The organism is Lentibacillus sediminis, assembly GCF_002763455.1.
In the GTDB taxonomy this organism is placed as follows: domain Bacteria; phylum Bacillota; class Bacilli; order Bacillales; family Amphibacillaceae; genus Lentibacillus_D; species Lentibacillus_D sediminis_A.
In genome coordinates this window covers 317,857-334,913 of record NZ_NIXK01000001.1, presented here as the reverse complement: position 1 = coordinate 334,913, position 17,057 = coordinate 317,857, and the positions used below count along the sequence as shown (strand labels likewise).

General features: G+C 42.4%; 11 protein-coding genes. 6 read left to right on the top strand and 5 right to left on the bottom strand.

The window, feature by feature from the left end; genetic code table 11:
• Positions 1-34: 34 nt before the first annotated feature.
• Entirely contained in the window at positions 35-1,306 is a 1,272-nt protein-coding gene (locus CEG13_RS01595; protein WP_100010011.1) for an extracellular solute-binding protein, read from the bottom strand.
• A gap of 663 nt (positions 1,307-1,969) precedes the next feature.
• Between CEG13_RS01595 and CEG13_RS01590 the strand changes: the two genes are divergently transcribed.
• The 6 genes from CEG13_RS01590 (at position 1,970) to CEG13_RS01565 (ending at position 8,462) form a co-directional block, all read left to right on the top strand.
• Complete coding sequence (locus CEG13_RS01590; protein WP_100010010.1) at positions 1,970-3,013, top strand: LacI family DNA-binding transcriptional regulator; 1,044 nt, start codon at positions 1,970-1,972, stop codon at positions 3,011-3,013.
• A gap of 54 nt (positions 3,014-3,067) precedes the next feature.
• Positions 3,068-4,177, top strand: a complete 1,110-nt coding sequence (locus CEG13_RS01585) for a glycoside hydrolase family 172 protein (RefSeq protein WP_100010009.1) — start codon at positions 3,068-3,070, stop codon at positions 4,175-4,177.
• A 31-nt stretch (positions 4,178-4,208) separates the two neighbouring features.
• On the top strand, positions 4,209-5,297 hold the full coding sequence (locus tag CEG13_RS01580; RefSeq protein WP_100010008.1) for a Gfo/Idh/MocA family protein: 1,089 nt from the start codon (positions 4,209-4,211) through the stop codon (positions 5,295-5,297).
• A gap of 38 nt (positions 5,298-5,335) precedes the next feature.
• Positions 5,336-5,692, top strand: a complete 357-nt coding sequence (locus CEG13_RS01575; protein ID WP_100010007.1) for a cupin domain-containing protein — start codon at positions 5,336-5,338, stop codon at positions 5,690-5,692.
• A 43-nt stretch (positions 5,693-5,735) separates the two neighbouring features.
• Positions 5,736-7,169, top strand: a complete 1,434-nt coding sequence (locus tag CEG13_RS01570; protein WP_158234623.1) for a sulfatase family protein — start codon at positions 5,736-5,738, stop codon at positions 7,167-7,169.
• A 510-nt stretch (positions 7,170-7,679) separates the two neighbouring features.
• On the top strand, positions 7,680-8,462 hold the full coding sequence (locus CEG13_RS01565) for an endonuclease/exonuclease/phosphatase family protein (RefSeq protein WP_100010005.1): 783 nt from the start codon (positions 7,680-7,682) through the stop codon (positions 8,460-8,462).
• 73 nt (positions 8,463-8,535) lie between these two features.
• Here the strand turns inward: CEG13_RS01565 and CEG13_RS01560 are convergent, their stop codons facing one another.
• The 4 genes from CEG13_RS01560 to CEG13_RS01545 are packed head-to-tail and all read right to left on the bottom strand — an operon-like array spanning position 8,536 to position 16,694.
• On the bottom strand, positions 8,536-9,507 hold the full coding sequence (locus tag CEG13_RS01560; RefSeq protein ID WP_100010004.1) for a formylglycine-generating enzyme family protein: 972 nt from the start codon (positions 9,505-9,507) through the stop codon (positions 8,536-8,538).
• Positions 9,508-9,527: 20 nt separating this feature from the next.
• Positions 9,528-10,916, bottom strand: a complete 1,389-nt coding sequence (locus CEG13_RS01555) for a sulfatase family protein (RefSeq protein ID WP_100010003.1) — start codon at positions 10,914-10,916, stop codon at positions 9,528-9,530.
• A 51-nt stretch (positions 10,917-10,967) separates the two neighbouring features.
• Positions 10,968-13,313 carry a beta-galactosidase gene (locus CEG13_RS01550; RefSeq protein ID WP_100010002.1) on the bottom strand — a complete coding sequence of 782 codons (2,346 nt, stop codon included), beginning with the start codon at positions 13,311-13,313 and terminating at the stop codon, positions 10,968-10,970.
• Positions 13,314-13,355: 42 nt separating this feature from the next.
• A complete protein-coding gene (locus CEG13_RS01545; protein ID WP_100010001.1) occupies positions 13,356-16,694 on the bottom strand; it encodes a GH36-type glycosyl hydrolase domain-containing protein in 3,339 nt (1,112 codons plus the stop codon).
• Between the last annotated feature and the right edge of the window lie 363 nt (positions 16,695-17,057).

Sequence of the window (17,057 nt, the reverse complement as noted above, 5' to 3'; positions counted from 1 at the left end):
TTAACCTCACCTAATTTAACAAGTGTGATATGCTTTACTCTGCTAAGATTCCTTCTGCTGTTTGAATAAATTCTTCAAGTGCCATATCAACATCTTGTGTGTCTCGAATAACTTTCTCCATTGTATTTGCTAATTCTCCACCTAAGCGTTCGTATTCAGGAATCAATGGTGGCAGTTGTGTTTTTTCCATTTGTTCCCTGAATGTTTCAAGTTTCTCATTTTCAGCTAGAGCTGGATCTTCCCAAGCACTACTTACAGCAGGAAGTGAGTTAGATTCTTCAAACCACTTCACTTGCGTTTCGGGATCAGCCATGAAATTAAGAAATTGAAGTGCCTTGTCTTCTTTGTCTGTGTTATGGAAGACAGCCAATTGCGTACCACCAAAAGTCACATTCCCATTCTCAGCTTCTGGCACCGTTTTCACATCCCAGTCACCTTCTAATTCAGGTACTTGTTCGTTAAGTAGATCAACCATAAATGGTCCTGAGTTAAACATGGGTTGCGTCCCATCCGCTAACGCCAGCATCGGCTCCTTGCCTTGGTCCTGTGTTGGAGTTAATCCCTCATGGAACATTGTCTGATACAATTCCATCATTTTTTTGAATCCTGGATCATTAAAGCTTTCTGCGCCTTTTTCTTCGTCATAGGTCCAGCCTTGACGGTAGGCAAAATCAAACATACCATTAAAATCTGCCTGTGCAATGCCCATTCCAAATTGCCCTTCTCCACGATCAGCTAATTTCCTGGCAGCATCGAGAAAGTCCTCCTGTGTTTCCGGGCCGTCAGGGTACCCCACGTCTTCCAATAAATCCGTACGATAATACAAAACGCTTATCGCTACAAACCATGGCATAGCTTGTGTTTTACTGTCAATTTTTACAGATTCCATTGCTTGTTCATTAAAATTAGCTTCTTTTAAATTTGGATACTTCTCGTCCCCGAAATAATCTGTTAAGTCAAGGTATGTTTCTGATTCAGCAAATTCCGGTATCCAGGTAGATGGCTGCTGTATGACATCCGGTCCTTCGCCGGAAGCAACAGCTGTTAACAATTTGTTTTTCGCCTGATCCCACGGAATGGACTGCACTTCGACTTGAATATCAGTTTCGTTTGTAAAGTCAGCTGCAAAATCTGCTAATCGTTCGCCTTCAGCTCCCATTCCCCATACTTGTAAAGGTTCATCAGAGCCAGATCCCGAAGAACCATCGGCAGATCCCGAAGAATCACTGGACGAGCAAGCACTAAGAACAAGAGAAACAACGATGAACACCGCCATTCCTGCCAATCGGAATTTTTTATTAAACATGTATACTCTCCCCTTTTTTAAAAAATAGAGTTGCGATCCATCACCATAAAGTGAAACTTCATCATCATGGAAGTTTCGTTTCTTCCCTCACTGAATGTTTGTTGAACCAATCCCCCCCTGCCAATGTTTCCAAACCAGTCTCAGTTTTTGAGGTTTGTGATTTTACTGCCGTCAACCTACAATAAAATGAAACGTTTCAATGACTAAATAATAGCTTAGGTTGAAAGCGTTGTCAACCCTATTTTAAATTTAAATAAAAAAAACTATGATCTGGCAAGTCGCTTCTGCGTACATTAATTTCCCTCTTATATACCTTGATTTATAGCTTTATATACCATGAGTAGTCACTTTATTAAAGGATACTTTTAGATGCCAGGTAACTCACTGCCATTATTATAATTGGTAAAAGTTCAAAGAGTATTCATGTATATCCGGACCAGAAGATAACCTTAATCAGTGAACTATTTCACTTATTTCCACAGAAACATCACCATAAATAAATTCAAACTTGCTTATTCATATAATTAAGTTTATGATTAGGGTGGAAATAATCAGTTAGGATTCAAGCTAAAATGGTTTTTCCGGCCATAATAGTTTGACTATAAAAAACGTCTGAAACAAATTTATTTTTGTTGGAACGTTTCAATAAAAGGGTGAGAAGATATGGCGACAATAAAAGATGTGGCGAAGCACGCGGGTGTTGCTGTTTCTACAGTGTCTTATGCTCTTAATGGCAACTCTAAAATCAGCAAAGCCACGCGTAGTAAAGTAATTGAGGCCGCCAAATACTTAAATTACAAAAAGAATGGATTTGCATCAGATTTAAAAAAGCAATCCACATACATTATAGCGCTCATTTTAAGTGATATGTCCGGACCTTATTACTCCGAAATTATTCAAGGGGTTCAGGATACAACAAATGAACATGGTTACGATTTGATTGCTTGTAACTCCTTCGTAGGAAGTCCAAATAACAAAGAATCAACTGGCATCAAATTTCTAAAAGAGCAACGCGTAGATGGGGCGATTGTCATGTCGCATTTAATTCCCGATGAAGTATTGATAGATGCAGCGCAGGAGAATTTTCCTATTGTTGTACTTAATCGAAATATAGAGAGCGATCACCTCATCAATATATCTGTTGACAATATACAGGGTGGATTCAATGCTACAAAATATCTAATAGAACAAGGACATCGTGATATTGCCTTTGTCGGGGGGCCCTCGGATACACGTGATAATCAAGACCGTATTACCGGGTTTCGCAAAGCCCTTGAAATGCATGGAGTACCCTACCAACCTAAATGGCAGTTTACCGGACAATTCAATCGTACAAGCGGCTATCGATTGACGAAAATCTTGCTTGCCCAACAAGATTGGCCTACTGCGATCTTCTATGGAAACGATGAAATGGCTGTCGGAGGCCTTAAAGCTTTTGAAGAAAAAAATATTCGTGTCCCTGATGAAATGTCGATCATTGGTTTTGACGGCATTGACCTCGCAGAGCTCATAAGACCTGCATTGACAACTACCAGACAGCCAAAGTATGAAATAGGGGCTCTTTGCGCCAGGTTTCTTTTTTACAGTCTTCACGGAGAATCGGTAGCTCAACATACTAATCTACAAACGGAATTAATAATTAGACAGTCAACAGCTACTTTCAAACATGAACGAAGTAACTCTTTAACACTGAGTGTGAGCAAATAACAGAAAATAAAGTGATAGTTTATCTGCAATTTAATATATAAGGAGAGGATATTTTTGATTTATGAATTAAAAAACTTAAAAAGTCGAGCAGCAACTGCTGAAAATAAACAGGCTAAAGTTGGCGCGGGTGGCCAAGCTAACAACGGACGGAAAGGATCCCCGTGTATCGAGTCTTTTAAACAGGGAGAGACACATGTCTTACTCGATACAAATGGTCCTGGAATGGTACGTCATATCTGGTTTACTATTCAGCCTGGGAATATACAACATATGAGAAATATAATTATTCGAATGTATTGGGACGGTCAAGATCATCCAAGTGTTGAAGTGCCACTTGGGGACTTTTTTGGTATTGCTCACGGAAGACAACGCAATCTTGTGACTGAGTATGTGAGCATGCAGGACGGAAAAGGATTTAATTGTTGGATTCCAATGCCTTTCAAATCCAGGGCACGAATAACAGTAGAAAATGATTCGGGTAGTGAAGTGCCATTATTTTTTTACCAAATCGATTTCACACTAGGGGATCAAGTTACTGAAGATATGGGGTACTTTCATGCCCAATTCAGAAGATCTAATCCTTGTCCACTGCATGAAGACTTTGTAATACTCGATGGCGTAAAAGGAAAAGGAGTTTATCTCGGTACAGTTTTAGGGGTCCGCTCTTTGTTTTCCGAAGGCTGGTGGGGAGAGGGAGAAGTCAAATTTTTTATTGATGGCGATTCACAATTCCCGACAATTTGCGGAACAGGAACAGAAGATTATATGGGATCTGCGTGGGGGTTAGAAGAAATCGTCACCCCATATCAAGGCGCCCCTTTGGTGGATGAAGATAACGGATTGTATTCGATTTATCGGTTTCATGTCAAGGATCCTATTTATTTCCAAGAAGGCATAAAAGTATCCGTCCAACAAATCGGCTTTGGTTTGACAGAACCAGCAAAAAAACACTTTGGAGAGGAATTCGTCAATTACCGGGCTGCTGGTATTAAGGATACAAAAGAAATGAGCTTAGTTGAACGTAGTGATGATTACTGTAGTACTGCTTTTTGGTTTCAAGAACTTCCTACTCAGCCATTTCCACCATTACCAGATCGGAAACAACGTGGCAGTGACCTTCTGGAAAATCAGTCAAACCAGGAAATGAAGCGTTCAGATATCTAATGAACCTTTATGATTCCAGAAAGGAGGCCACATGGTGGATTCACTACTAAAGTATAACTTTGAATACAAACGAAAACTAAAGGTTTGTTTTATAGGTGCAGGTGGGCATTCTTTTCGTAATATATACCCTACATTTCAATATGCACCAATAGATTTACTTGCTGTTTGTGATAAGGATGAAGATAAAGCTATAGCTTGTGCCCGACAATTCGGGGCAAATAACTATTACACAAACCATCATGAAATGTTGGAGCATGAATGTCCTGATGCTGTGTTTATCGTAGCATCCTATTATCCTGATGGACGGGTTCAGGCTACTGACTTGGCTTTGGATGCTTTAAATGCAGGGATCCATGTGTGGATGGAAAAACCTACAGCTGCCAGTGTAGAAGAAGTTCAACAATTAATGGATAAAAGTAAAGAGAAAAACCGATATGTTATGACTGGATTAAAAAAAACATTCTTTCCCGCTATAGAGAAAGTAAAGCAAATTATAAGTTCTCCGGACTTTGGGCATCCCTCCTCGTTATACGTTCGATATCCACAGGATATGCCTGCTTTTCAAGATCGTAATGATCTAACCAAGATGACAGGTTTGTTGGACCACATTTCCCATCCTGGATCCATCATTCATTATCTCATGGGGAAACTCGATCACCTGTCTTATGAATGGGAACCAATTAACGGTGGAAGTGTTACGATGATGCGTTTTCAGTCAGGCGCTGTTGGTACAATGCATATGACTGCTGGTATATCGGGGAGCAGCCCACTTGAACGTTTGGAAGTGGTAGGAGAAGGCGCAAACGTTGTCGTGGAGAATGGTGTTAAGCTTACGTACTATCGAAAAGCAAAAATGCCGACCTATGGGAGAAGTTCTTCTTTCCTGGTGGAAGATGAGGTTGCACCCTTACATTGGGAACCAGAGTTTTCGCTTGGCCAACTGTACAACAAGAATATTTTTTATCTGGGTTATGTACCTGAAGTTCTCCATTTCTGCGAACATATTCTTTCTAATCAACCTCCAAAGAAGGGAACCTTAGAAGAATCGTTGGAGATTATTAAACTTTTTGAAGCATACCGGTATACTCCTTCCGGGAAGATAGCTGCAATTAATGATTAATATAGAATGACAACTAGACATAAGAAAGGTGATAGTGGATGGCAACGATTACGGATGTAAAAAAAGAAAAGCATTTATTGGATATGAATTGGGGAAGAATTCAATGGCTCTGTGGACAGGACATTGATCCAGAGTCAGAAATGACATTTGGCATGGTTTACATCCATGCCGGTGAATCCAACTCAAGGCATATTCATCCAAACTGCGAGGAACTCATTTTCGTACTTTCTGGTGAATGTGATCACACCTTAGGTAATGAAACGCATCATTTAGAACCAGGCATGATGTTACGCATTCCACGCAACATACCGCATCATGCGATTGTTACGAGTTGGGAACCCTGTCGAATGATTATCGCTTATTCGGCACCAGATCGTCAAACAATACCGGAGTAAGTTTAAGTGAGTCATATAAACATGAATGAGGGAGGGAAATATTTTGCGTATTATCTATATTGATATCGATTCAATGAGACCTAAACATTTTGGTACTTACGGTTATCATCGTAACACCACCCCAAACATGGACAAAATTGCAAAACAGGGGATTCAATTTTCACGAGCTTATTGTGCTAGTTCTCCCTGCGTACCTTCCAGGGCCTCTTTTGCGAGCGGGCTATTTGGCATCCATTCAGGTGTTGTAACGCACTGGGGGCCAGGAAGTGATTTTCGCAATACCAACGATCAAGAAAGCCCAATGTTTATCCGTTTGTTAAGAAATCACGGATATAAATTAGCTACTTTTTCTTCATTTGCTGACCGTCATGATGCTTTTTGGTTTATGGCAGGATGGAACGAAGTGCACACCCATACGTTGAAAAAAGGGAACGAAAATGCTGATGAGGTGATGGATGCAGTCATTCCTTGGCTAAATGATCATGGTACAGAGGATGACTATTTCCTTCACATGCAACTTTGGGACCCTCATCGACAGTATACTATGCCAAAAGAATATCTGAAAACGTTTAAAAATGACCCTCCTCCCTCTTGGCCCGATGAGGAAGCAATACAAAAACAGCAGGATAGCTATGCGCCGTTTGGTGCGAGAATGCTATTCCCAGGCAGTAACAAGAGTCCATTCTCTTACTTACCAGACCGAATACAAAATACAGATGACTTTAAAAGGTTTGTAGACGCTTATGACGGCTCCATTCGGTTTATGGATGACCAGTTGGGTAAATTATTCAACACATTGGAAGATCTAGGCGTGATGGAGGAAACTGCTATTGTCATTAGCGCTGACCATGGAGAGAGTATGGGTGAACATGCTGTTTATGGAGATCACGTGTGTGCTGATGAAGCTGTACACAACATTCCGATGATAATAAAATGGCCTGGAAGCCAAGTCCATGACACAGAAAATCAAAATCTCGTATACAACGTTGATTTAATTGCAACAATTTGTGATCTTTTAGATATTCCTGTGCCACAAAAATGGGACGGACGATCTTTTGCAAACGTTATTCGTGGAGTAGATTATACTCCAAGGGAATTTCTCGTATGGGATCATGGTCTGTACAGTGTGAGCCGCTCTGTAAGAACAGACGACTGGCTGATGATCCGCACCTATCACCCTGGTGTTGTTCCCCTTGAACCGATAGAGTTGTATCATATGAAAACCGATCCTTTCATGACCAATAATTTAGCATCGGAAAAAGAAGCAGTAGTGGAAAAGATGGATCACCTTTTAATGACATGGCTACATGAACAAGCCGGGCAGCCTTTTGCGCAGCCAGATCCGTTGCCATTGGTAGTAGAGACCGGACCTTTTAAGTATATTAAAGAAAGAGGCTGGTACGATAATCTCCTTAAAGTAGGACGAGAAGATCTGGCGATGCAATACCTGGAATCTATTGGAAAATCAAAATATTAATTTAACAATGTTTTACTATATGTTGATCGGGAGATATCAAAAAATGAGTGATTACATAAGTGACCACCTACTTTGTTCGTAGGGGGTTATTTATGATTAAACGTATGGATGAAGTATTACACTGGTTGTGTGGATAGGGTCCCTAAAAGGCTGAATCTTACCCATTCGTTACAAGAACAGTACCATCTACAAAAACTAGGGTTGTGGGTGGTACACATTTATACATTTTAGAAGGGGCCTTATCTTAAATAATTTATTTTTGTGTCTTGACAAGCGAACTCATTATACACAGGCACCATTTGACGAACTGTTATAGGAACTTTATCCTGAAAATTGGCATGGGACCTTGTCTATCCAAGCGTTACTGGACATACAGTGCTATAAAGACCGTTTTTAAAAGAGATTGGATTGTAGTGGAATAAATAAAATATAACTCCAATTAAGTATTATGCTATTGTCGGATAAGTATTTCTAAATCGGCAAGTCGTTTCTGATGAGAAGAGGTATTTTATGAATTTTAAAGTAATGACTTTTAATCTTCGAGTAGATATTGCCCAAGACAATAAAAACGCCTGGAAATACAGGTGTGAAAATGTTGCTAAAATAATAATGGAATCAGAAGCATTAATAATAGGTACACAAGAAGGACTTCCTTCCATGATAAAAGAACTGGCAGAAAAACTAGATGAATTTACATGGGTGGGAGAAGGAAGGTTAGGTCAAGATAAAGATGAACATTGTGCGGTTTTTTACGATAAACAAAAGCTTGAAGCAATGGACCATGGTACCTTTTGGTTATCAGAAACTCCAGAAGCAAAGGGTAGCACAGACTGGGGGGCGGATTATCCAAGAATCTGCACATGGGTACATTTTTGTTGGAAAGATGAGCCCGAAAAACAATTTTTCCTCTACAATACCCACTTAGATCATATAAGTCAGATAGCTAGAGAAAGAGGTATGGCACTTATTAAGAAAAAAATGCAAATAAGCGATAATCAATTACACATGCCTATGGTTCTTATGGGGGATATGAATGCAAAACCTAGTAACCCTGCAATCCGCCTGCTTAAGGAATCGAGCTTTTATACAAACACGTATGATTTTTTGGATAGCACCCAATTTCCCTTAGGTAAAACATTCCATGATTTTGAAGGGGGTAGCGTGGGGGAACCAATAGATTATATTTTCACCTACAACAATGTTCCTATCCATGGTGTAGAAATTCACCGAAATAAAATAAATAATAGCTATCCTTCTGATCATTATCCAGTGATAGCTACTATCAGTATGTGAAAAAGTATTGTGATTTAGCCTCAGCTAATAAAAAGGATTTCTGCCGTCATCCTAGCAGAAATCCTTTCATTTTTCAGGCATCCTTCACACAACGAAACCCAATATTTCCAGTTGAACTGTCAGGTGTATTAGCGGAACTTGCTGCAACCCGATAACGATTGCAATAACTATGATGGCATAAATAAGATCCCCCGCGCATCACTTTGCTTGTCCCATTATCCGCCCCTTTGGGATTGTCTTTTCCGCCGCGTTTGTGAATATTGGGGGCAAACCAATCAGAACACCATTCCCAAACATTTCCAGAAACATTATACAAACCAAATGAATTAGGAGGAAAGGACTTGGCGGGTGCTGTACCTAAATAACCATCTTCCATCGTATTTTCTTTTGGAAAGCTTCCTTGCCAAATGTTGCATTGATGCTCGCCATCGGGGGTCAATTCGTCTCCCCATGGATACCTTTTTTGAACCAATCCACCCCGTGCTGCGAATTCCCATTCCGCTTCTGTTGGCAGGCGCTTGCCAGCCCACTTACAGTATGCAGTTGCATCGTTCCACGAAATGTGAATAACAGGGTGATCCAATCTGCCTTCAAGGTCTGAGTCAGGGCCCTCTGGATTTCGCCAATTAGCACCTTCCACCACCCACCACCAGCGCGTTTGGGAAACGCTTTGTTTCACTTTATTTGCAGTTTCGGCACTGATTAATTGATAGAATACAAATGACCATCCGTACTGCTCGGCTTCTGTCAGGTAGCCTGTGTCATCGATAAAACGTTGAAATGCTTTGTTGGTTACCGTGTGAGTATCCATGTAAAAAGGGTTTACCTTAATGTTTCTTATTGGCCCTTCACCATCCTCAGGAAAGCCTTCTTTTTCTGTGGTTCCCATTAAAAACTTTCCACCTTCAATGCAGACCATTTCTTCCTGTTCCCTTTGCTTGAGGGGAGGGACTATTTTTTGATTACTATTCGGCTTTAATTTATCCGTGACACTAGTGTGTTTTCTCGATGCAGCACAACAATTAACAGTAGTTTGGTTTGTCATAGGATTACCCCCCCGTATTGCTAAACGGTTTCATTATATTGTTCTCTTAACTGCGCTAGTTTCTCCTTTAGTTCATCCACCACTTCTGTGTAAGCAGGATTGTTGTATTCATTTTTTAATTCAAGCGGGTCTTTTTCTATATCAAATAGCTCCCACTCTGGTTCCATCGGTCTTGGTACTGCGCCTATTACATCTAATGGATCCCCATAATAGTAGATTAACTTGTATCTGTCGGTACGTACGCCATAATGTGCCGTTACATTATGAATGGTTAAATGCTCCCAGTATCGGTAATAAACCGCGTCACGCCAATTATCAGGCGTCTTGCCTTTCGCGATTGCCCGAAAACTTTCTCCTTGCATTTTTTCCATAGCCTGTACACCGCAATAATCCAAAAAGGTTGGAGCAAAATCATTATTAATAATCATATCTGTGGATACGCTCCCCGGCTTAATCTCGTGCGGATAGCGCATAACAAATGGCATCTTTAGTGACTCTTCATACATAAACCGTTTATCATACCAGCCATGTTCCCCGAGGAAAAACCCCTGATCCGATGTATAAATCACGATCGTGTCCTCAGCTAGCTGGTTTTCATCTAAATAATCAAGTAGCCGTCCGACGTTATCATCAATCGAAACAACACATCGTAAATAATCTTTTATATAACGCTGAAACTTCCATTCTTTCATCTCCTGCTTGGAGAGTCCTGCTGGAGGAACCCCCTTGACATCTTCCTCTTTCAAGTCTTCAATTCGCATATCTGCAATCTTTGCTGCATTTGCGCGATCGCCGTAATTATCATTAAAAGTAGCAGGAACTTTGAATTTTTTATCCTCAAATAATGTCTTATATTTTTCAGGTGGCTCCCAGGGACGATGAGGAGCTTTGTGGTGAACCATCATCATGAAGGGCTTTTCATTATTTCGGTTGTTTAACCAATCAATTGATAAATCTGTGATTCTATCCGTCGCATATCCTTCCACCTGTTTTTCTTCTCCCATTTCCATCATTAATGGATTATGATAATCGCCTTGATCAGGGAAGACATTCCAATAATCGAAGCCTGTTGGATCACTATTTCCACCATGACCAAGATGCCATTTTCCAACGATAGCGGTTTCATATCCGCTTTCCTGTAATAACTTCGGAAACGTCTGCTGCCTTCCATCGAAATGTTCCGATAAACCGCGCACGCCGTTTTCATGACTGTAGTTTCCTGTTAGAATCGAGGCTCTGCTTGGAGCACACAGTGAATTGGTACAATAAACATTGTCGAACCGCATCCCTTCGTCGGCAATTCGATCAATATGTGGTGTATCAACAAGCTCTTTATTATAGGAGCTTATCGCCTGTGCTGCATGATCGTCACTCATGATGAATAAAATATTTGGTTGTTTAGCAGACATGTTTTCCCTCCTATGTGAGTTGAAAATTACATGAAACCGAGAATCCCATATTTATTTCCTTTTGAAATTGACCATTTCCACATCATCGGCACAAGCAATTTCCACTTGAAAAGCTCCATTTTCCGGCAGCTTTGCCACTCGGACGCTTGTATTGTCAACCGGCACCCATATGGATGATCGAAACACAAACACTTCTTCTTTTTGCACCATTTTCACCGATAAGGTCAATTCCTCGTCCGTTTCTTCAACCTGGAAAATCTCCCCGGTTCCGTACTGCACCGTTAGTTCATCAGTAATGTTCACTTCCAGTGGCAGCATAAGCCCGCTTTTTGCTGAAACGGTAAGCTCCCTCCCATCCAAAAGAGGATTGCCATCAATATGAATGGTAGTCGCTTTTTTATATTCATCAAAGTTGTGCAGGAAAATGAATTCCCCGCCATCCGTGGATGACCGCATGGATATATCCAGTTCATCCTCCAGAGCAAATCGGCTTTTTACTCCAATTCTTTCTGCCAGGCTGCGGTAAATTTGCCGTTTGTATTGATAGTCATCCTCCATGCTGGCACCATACATGACCAGCTTTCCACGACCGATTTGTTTTTCAAATCCAATTACAGCTTCCTCAGCAGTTTCCGGCCAGCCAAACGCCCCTTCTTGCGTGTCATACATTTCCATGCCGCTCACTTTCACACTATCGACATCTTCAACACGCACAAACCCTGTTTCTCGCTTCGTCTCCCTAATCTCTACATCGATGCAATCTTTCAGAATCGTACACGGGTCTCCATTCATGTTCTTCGTTGGAATAACGGGAAACAGCACCAGCTTTCCACCTGCATGCAAGTAATCGGCTAGTTTCTGCTGGATTGGTTCATCCATCCATTTTGCAGCAAACACCCAGAGAGTCGGGACTTCTGCAGGATCTATCCCGCCATCTTCCATCAGATTCAGCCCATCAAATATTATATTGTTCAGTCTCAGCCCTCTGGCAAATCCATTATAGAGATTGCGGTCCCTCTCTAATTCCAACTCATCGATCATTCCTGAATCGTTCTTCTCTTTGAACTCCGTCCGGTAATAATCCGGGTAAAAAGCCAAATGGGTATCTGTCTGCTGTTTCGTCTGCAGGAGCGGTTTTTGATAAACCTGCAGCATACGCCCCAGATGCTGAATCACTTGGAAATGCGGCCGCTTTTTCCCCTCTGCTGTTAATGGCGCTTGCCATTCATGCCTTCTGCCGAGGAGGCCGATATTTTCCATGTTTTCACCACCAACAAACATATAGTAGTTCGCGGCATTCATGCCATTTGCCAGACATAGTCTTGTTGTCAGATCAAATGTTGTCGGCTGCAGTCTCGGCTTATCCGGAATGGTGCCACCCTGAAACTCAGCGGAAAAAAGCGGCTGCTCCTTCCATTGAATTGCTTTGGTAAATGCATTAGCTACAACAATATCAATGAAGTTATCATACTCGATATTACCAATATAGTAATCGCCTGCCATAATCACATCATCTATCTTGGCTGCTTCGGCTAATTGTGAGATCCCGATCGGATACATGGTTCCCCTTTTTAGCAGGTCCACTGTATGAAAACCATGAATGTTTACCACAAACGGGACCTTGATACCCTCTTCCAGGGCAAGGCTCTTGAGGTGCTCGATATACCCCCGGTAATGCTGGCGCATGAAATTGCGGTACGATTGCTGCAATACTGTGTTCGGAGCGCTTTCTGCTTGCAACAGCTGCTCTGCCTCACTTCCTGTAACCCCGTTGCCTGCAGCGAATTCCCCGCGACCATCCAGATAGTCCTCGAACAAGTCCATCGTCACCTTGTTGTAGTCCCCTTGATTGGTCACCCAATGGAACATGCCTACTTCATTATCCAGCTGAAACAAAATAACCGGCCCGCCATGCTGGATTTGATGTGGCGCAATAATTTTACAGACATGATGATACCAATTGGCAGCTTTCTCGAGGAAAACTGGATGCAAGTAACTCACTACTCTTGCAGGATGTGCTTCTCCCTGCTTTGTCCTGGCCATAGCTTCTGGATAGTTCTCCAAAAACCAGGGCGGCACCCCGTGATCGATAACTTCAGCCATCACATAGGGGCCCGGCCGCACCAGGCAATACAGACCAGCCTCGCTTACAAGCTCGAGGAATGTCTGAAGATCACGCTCGCCCCTTGTCTCTCCGGTTAAGTCTATCTGCCCCTCCTGATATTCATGATAGGTCCATGGTACATAAGTGCTGATCATATTAATGCCTGCTTCTTTCACCTGATGGATACGGTTTTTCCACTCTGATGCCGGCACACGAAAATAGTGCAGCTCTGCCCCAAACAATAATGTTTCTTCGCCATTGATGCGAATTGCTTCATTCTTCACCTCAATCATTTCCTGCTTCCTCCCCCATTGTGTGAATGGATTATACGTATATTAAAGATAAATCTCCACTGTATTCCCCTCTGTTGTTAAGCGCCTCTCCAACTCACTGCCTTTCACCCGGAAACCTCCCTGCCTATAAGGATTTGCAGTTTCCAAAGCAAATACCGTCTCTCCGTTTACCTTTACCTGCCGTTTTTCTGCCTGTAAATGGTAAACAAAGGTGACCGGCAGTCCAGCGAATTGATAATCCAATCTTAATCCGTCCAATTCCATTGGCAGCACAGGATCAAGCACCAGGTCGCCCTGTTCCCGCCGGATACCAAGTGTATTGGTAATCAGCTGGTTCATATAAATCCCCGGCCCGCTGGAATAAATGCGCCATCCGCCCTTTACCGGGATAGAACCATCACGAAGCTTTTCAAAATTCTCCTTGGCATCATAACGCGTAGCAAATTTGCCATCCGAACTGCTGAAATACGTATTGCTCTGCCGGAGTTCCGCATTTGGTACTGCCCGCTGGATGTCAATCGGATTGATGACGGAAAGACCATTCCATACCTCACCGGTCTTCCCCAGCTTGGCCATTGCTTCCACAAATCGAATATGGGCGTGTACATACTGCAGACCGATTTCCCTGCCGAAATTAGCCGACTGTTCAGCTCGTTTGAAATGAGTGCTTACCCCGCCCGCATAATTGGCCGGGCGGTTCATCAGGCGAACCCCGTCGGGAAAGAATAGATGTTTCTTGATCAGCTGGTAGTGTTCCGCTGCCTGCTCTGGTGTAAATAGCTCACTGATGATGCTTTCTTGCATCGGCAATAGCCGGTAATCAATCCCTGTCCTGCTGTCAGAAGGATGCAGCATAAACTCTGCCTTTTCCGGTTGTTCCATGTAGACAAATCCTGGAATTACCTCTGTCTGCAGGATATATTTTCTGTAATCTCTCTGGATACCCTCCGCTAACTCACTTAGTGCAGCCGCCTCCTGTTCATCGACCCCCTGGAGTACCTTCGCCAATTTGCTCACAGACTGATAGGTGAGGGCCACTGTCCAGCTTGAAGCCATATATTTTTTTAAATTGGCATTGGCCGGCTGCAGGGTATCATCCCAGTCTCCATCATCATAGGCAGATAAAAAGGTATCGTGTAAAAAGTGCGCTTTGATATAGGAAATCTGTTTTTTTACATGGGCAAAAATTGATTCGGTCGTTTCCGTAAACGTAAAATGCTGCCTGTCCATATAGGGAACCTGTTCTTGAAGGATAGTGGTGTCCCCGGTCATCTCGATATACTCACCGATCACTTTCAACGGCCAGACGATGATATCCCCATGGCTGTCGGTTTGCTGAATATGGGTGTATTTATCAAACATAAACCATTGCGGCCAGTCACCGGTGTCTTCATACTGATGAGAGTATATCGTCTTAATAATTTCCTGAACCGTTTCATCATGCTGGGTTGCCAAGAAATACTCGAATGGCCCCTGACTCACATCCCTTGTGCCCCAGGCTGCGCCGCCGTACTGCTCCAGTCCGTGTGGCACAGAAAAGTGAACAAGCATATTGTGGGTGTACCACCAGGCGATAGCATTAACTTTGTCCAATTCCGCATCACTGCCAGTTTTATTCAAATGGAAGCCGCGCATAATTTCCTTGTAGTACTCCCGGTAGCGTGCGATCTCTTCGCTGGCATATTTTTGCTCTATGGATCCAGTTTTCTCGTCTAGTGAACCGCGAATGTTTAACGTCCATTCTGCAGTTGGGGCTATTTCCAGGACGATCAGGGATGGATCATCTGCTTCTGTGCCCTCTGTTAAATAAGATCCATCTTTCACTTGCATACTAACGTCTTTTACCTCGAGCCTGTAATGGAGCTCTGGATAGGTCGCGACACTTTCTGCTCCTGCTCCGGCAGAAAAAACAACCCCATTCCGCGTGCTCTCATAGTCAAATGGCACTTCGTATTCATTGTTATTCATTGTCACCTGATTGCTAATGAGGTACCGATACGCCTCCCCTTTTTCGGAGGCAACCTCCAGTTGAATATCTGCTGAATCCACGGTTGTAAAATTGGTCACCACGATGACGTCGCCGTCCAGCTTGTAGAACCAGCGAGCATAATTGAAACCAATTTCAAACATGGATGGCATTGTCAATATACGGAAGCATCCATCGATTTCAATGTAAATCCGCTGCCCCGATGTTTTCATAACATTTAACGGATTTCTCGTATTGCTGAGCATTTTATTCATATTGGTATTGCCGATAGCTATCTGAGAATTGAACACGCCATACATATAGACATTGCTTGTTACGGTATCTTTTTTTACCCGATGATTATTGCCGCTCATTAAAATATGCCCATGCGGACGCTCTACCAGTTCCTCTTTCTTCTTCAAAACAACATGTTCATAGGTATCGGTGAAAAAGGAAAGCAACTGCTTCTGCTGGCGTTCTTCCAAACGTCGATGCGGAAAATAACCAAAGATGTCTTCCTCGCTCAAATCTTCGCCCGAAAGTGGAGCCCCGAATTGTGGAGCACGCTTAACCCCAGGGAGTGGAACCAGATGAGAGAATTCCTGCTGGGAGACCTGCTCCCACGCCGCTTCTCTTTCCGGCTGATACTCCAATTCCGTCACGGCATCAGAATGGTTTGCCTGAAACTGGCCATAAAAAACAAATTGCTGTGGGCCGTTTAACCGGATTTTTTCCGATTGCAACGCAGTAAAAGCGAACTCGTACTGATACACCTCATTGGCCAAACTTGACTGCTCCAGTGCCTGTGGTACATGATCCGTTTTATAGGACAAACCGAAAAACTGAAAACCGTCTGTGGAGTAGCCGACGGAACGGCCAAGCGAGCCTTGCTGCAGATAAGGAAACCCTGCCTCCTGCGGCTGATTTTGCCTGGTGCAAACGGTATATCCGTGTTCATCATCCTCAAAAATAGAATGATCCATATACTGCGACATATAGGCTTCATTTGCGCGAACAGCGCCTTTGTCGGCAAGCCCGAGATCCTGTGTGTAAATTAAATCTACTTCCTGGCCCTGTCCATTCAGCTGAACATCCCAGAACCAAATACCTTTATCAGACAATCGGAATGTTACCTGATATGCCACGCCTTCTGCATTTCCTTGCCACACGACTTGAGAGTCCGTTTTACTGATACGGCTGTCGGACTTAACGCCGAGCAACGGAACTGCTTTAATGCGAGTACCGTCATGGACGCGTAAATAAATATTGTTCAGTGACCCGTCCACCGGATTGGCCAGTAACTGATTAATCATTGTGTTTTTATGGGTAATGGCATAAATATCTCCGCTGTAGAGAAATTCGAACCGCAGATCTCCTGCCTCAAGAGAAAATGTTGCTGGTTTATGCTGATTCATTGAAGGAACTCCTTTGCTTATTTAGTTAATTGAAAGCGGCAGGTCATTAAACAGCACAGCTCCTGTAGGCTTGTTTAGCTGCCGAATATGCCTGGCTAATTTCACAAGAGATTTATAGTTCATTTTGAAATCGCTTACCAATATTACTATAATTCATTTATAGAAACGTTTCAATAGGATTCATATAATTAACCAAAAGTAATTTAATCAATTATAATTATAAACGTAGACATAATAGCTTTTTTATTGATTTTAGACAAATGATTTGGTTTTTATGTTGAAAACGATTGCAAATTATAATATAATTATTTATAGAAACGTTTCGCTAAATAAACTTAACCGGGGATGATTAATTTAGAGATT

Coding starts and splice junctions, on each gene's coding strand:
- CEG13_RS01595 (WP_100010011.1), bottom strand. CDS start 1,306: ATGTTTAATAAAAAATTCCGATTGGCAGGAATGGCGGTGTTCATCGTT.
- CEG13_RS01590 (WP_100010010.1), top strand. CDS start 1,970: ATGGCGACAATAAAAGATGTGGCGAAGCACGCGGGTGTTGCTGTTTCT.
- CEG13_RS01580 (WP_100010008.1), top strand. CDS start 4,209: ATGGTGGATTCACTACTAAAGTATAACTTTGAATACAAACGAAAACTA.
- CEG13_RS01575 (WP_100010007.1), top strand. CDS start 5,336: ATGGCAACGATTACGGATGTAAAAAAAGAAAAGCATTTATTGGATATG.
- CEG13_RS01565 (WP_100010005.1), top strand. CDS start 7,680: ATGAATTTTAAAGTAATGACTTTTAATCTTCGAGTAGATATTGCCCAA.
- CEG13_RS01560 (WP_100010004.1), bottom strand. CDS start 9,507: ATGACAAACCAAACTACTGTTAATTGTTGTGCTGCATCGAGAAAACAC.
- CEG13_RS01555 (WP_100010003.1), bottom strand. CDS start 10,916: ATGTCTGCTAAACAACCAAATATTTTATTCATCATGAGTGACGATCAT.
- CEG13_RS01550 (WP_100010002.1), bottom strand. CDS start 13,313: ATGATTGAGGTGAAGAATGAAGCAATTCGCATCAATGGCGAAGAAACA.
- CEG13_RS01545 (WP_100010001.1), bottom strand. CDS start 16,694: ATGAATCAGCATAAACCAGCAACATTTTCTCTTGAGGCAGGAGATCTG.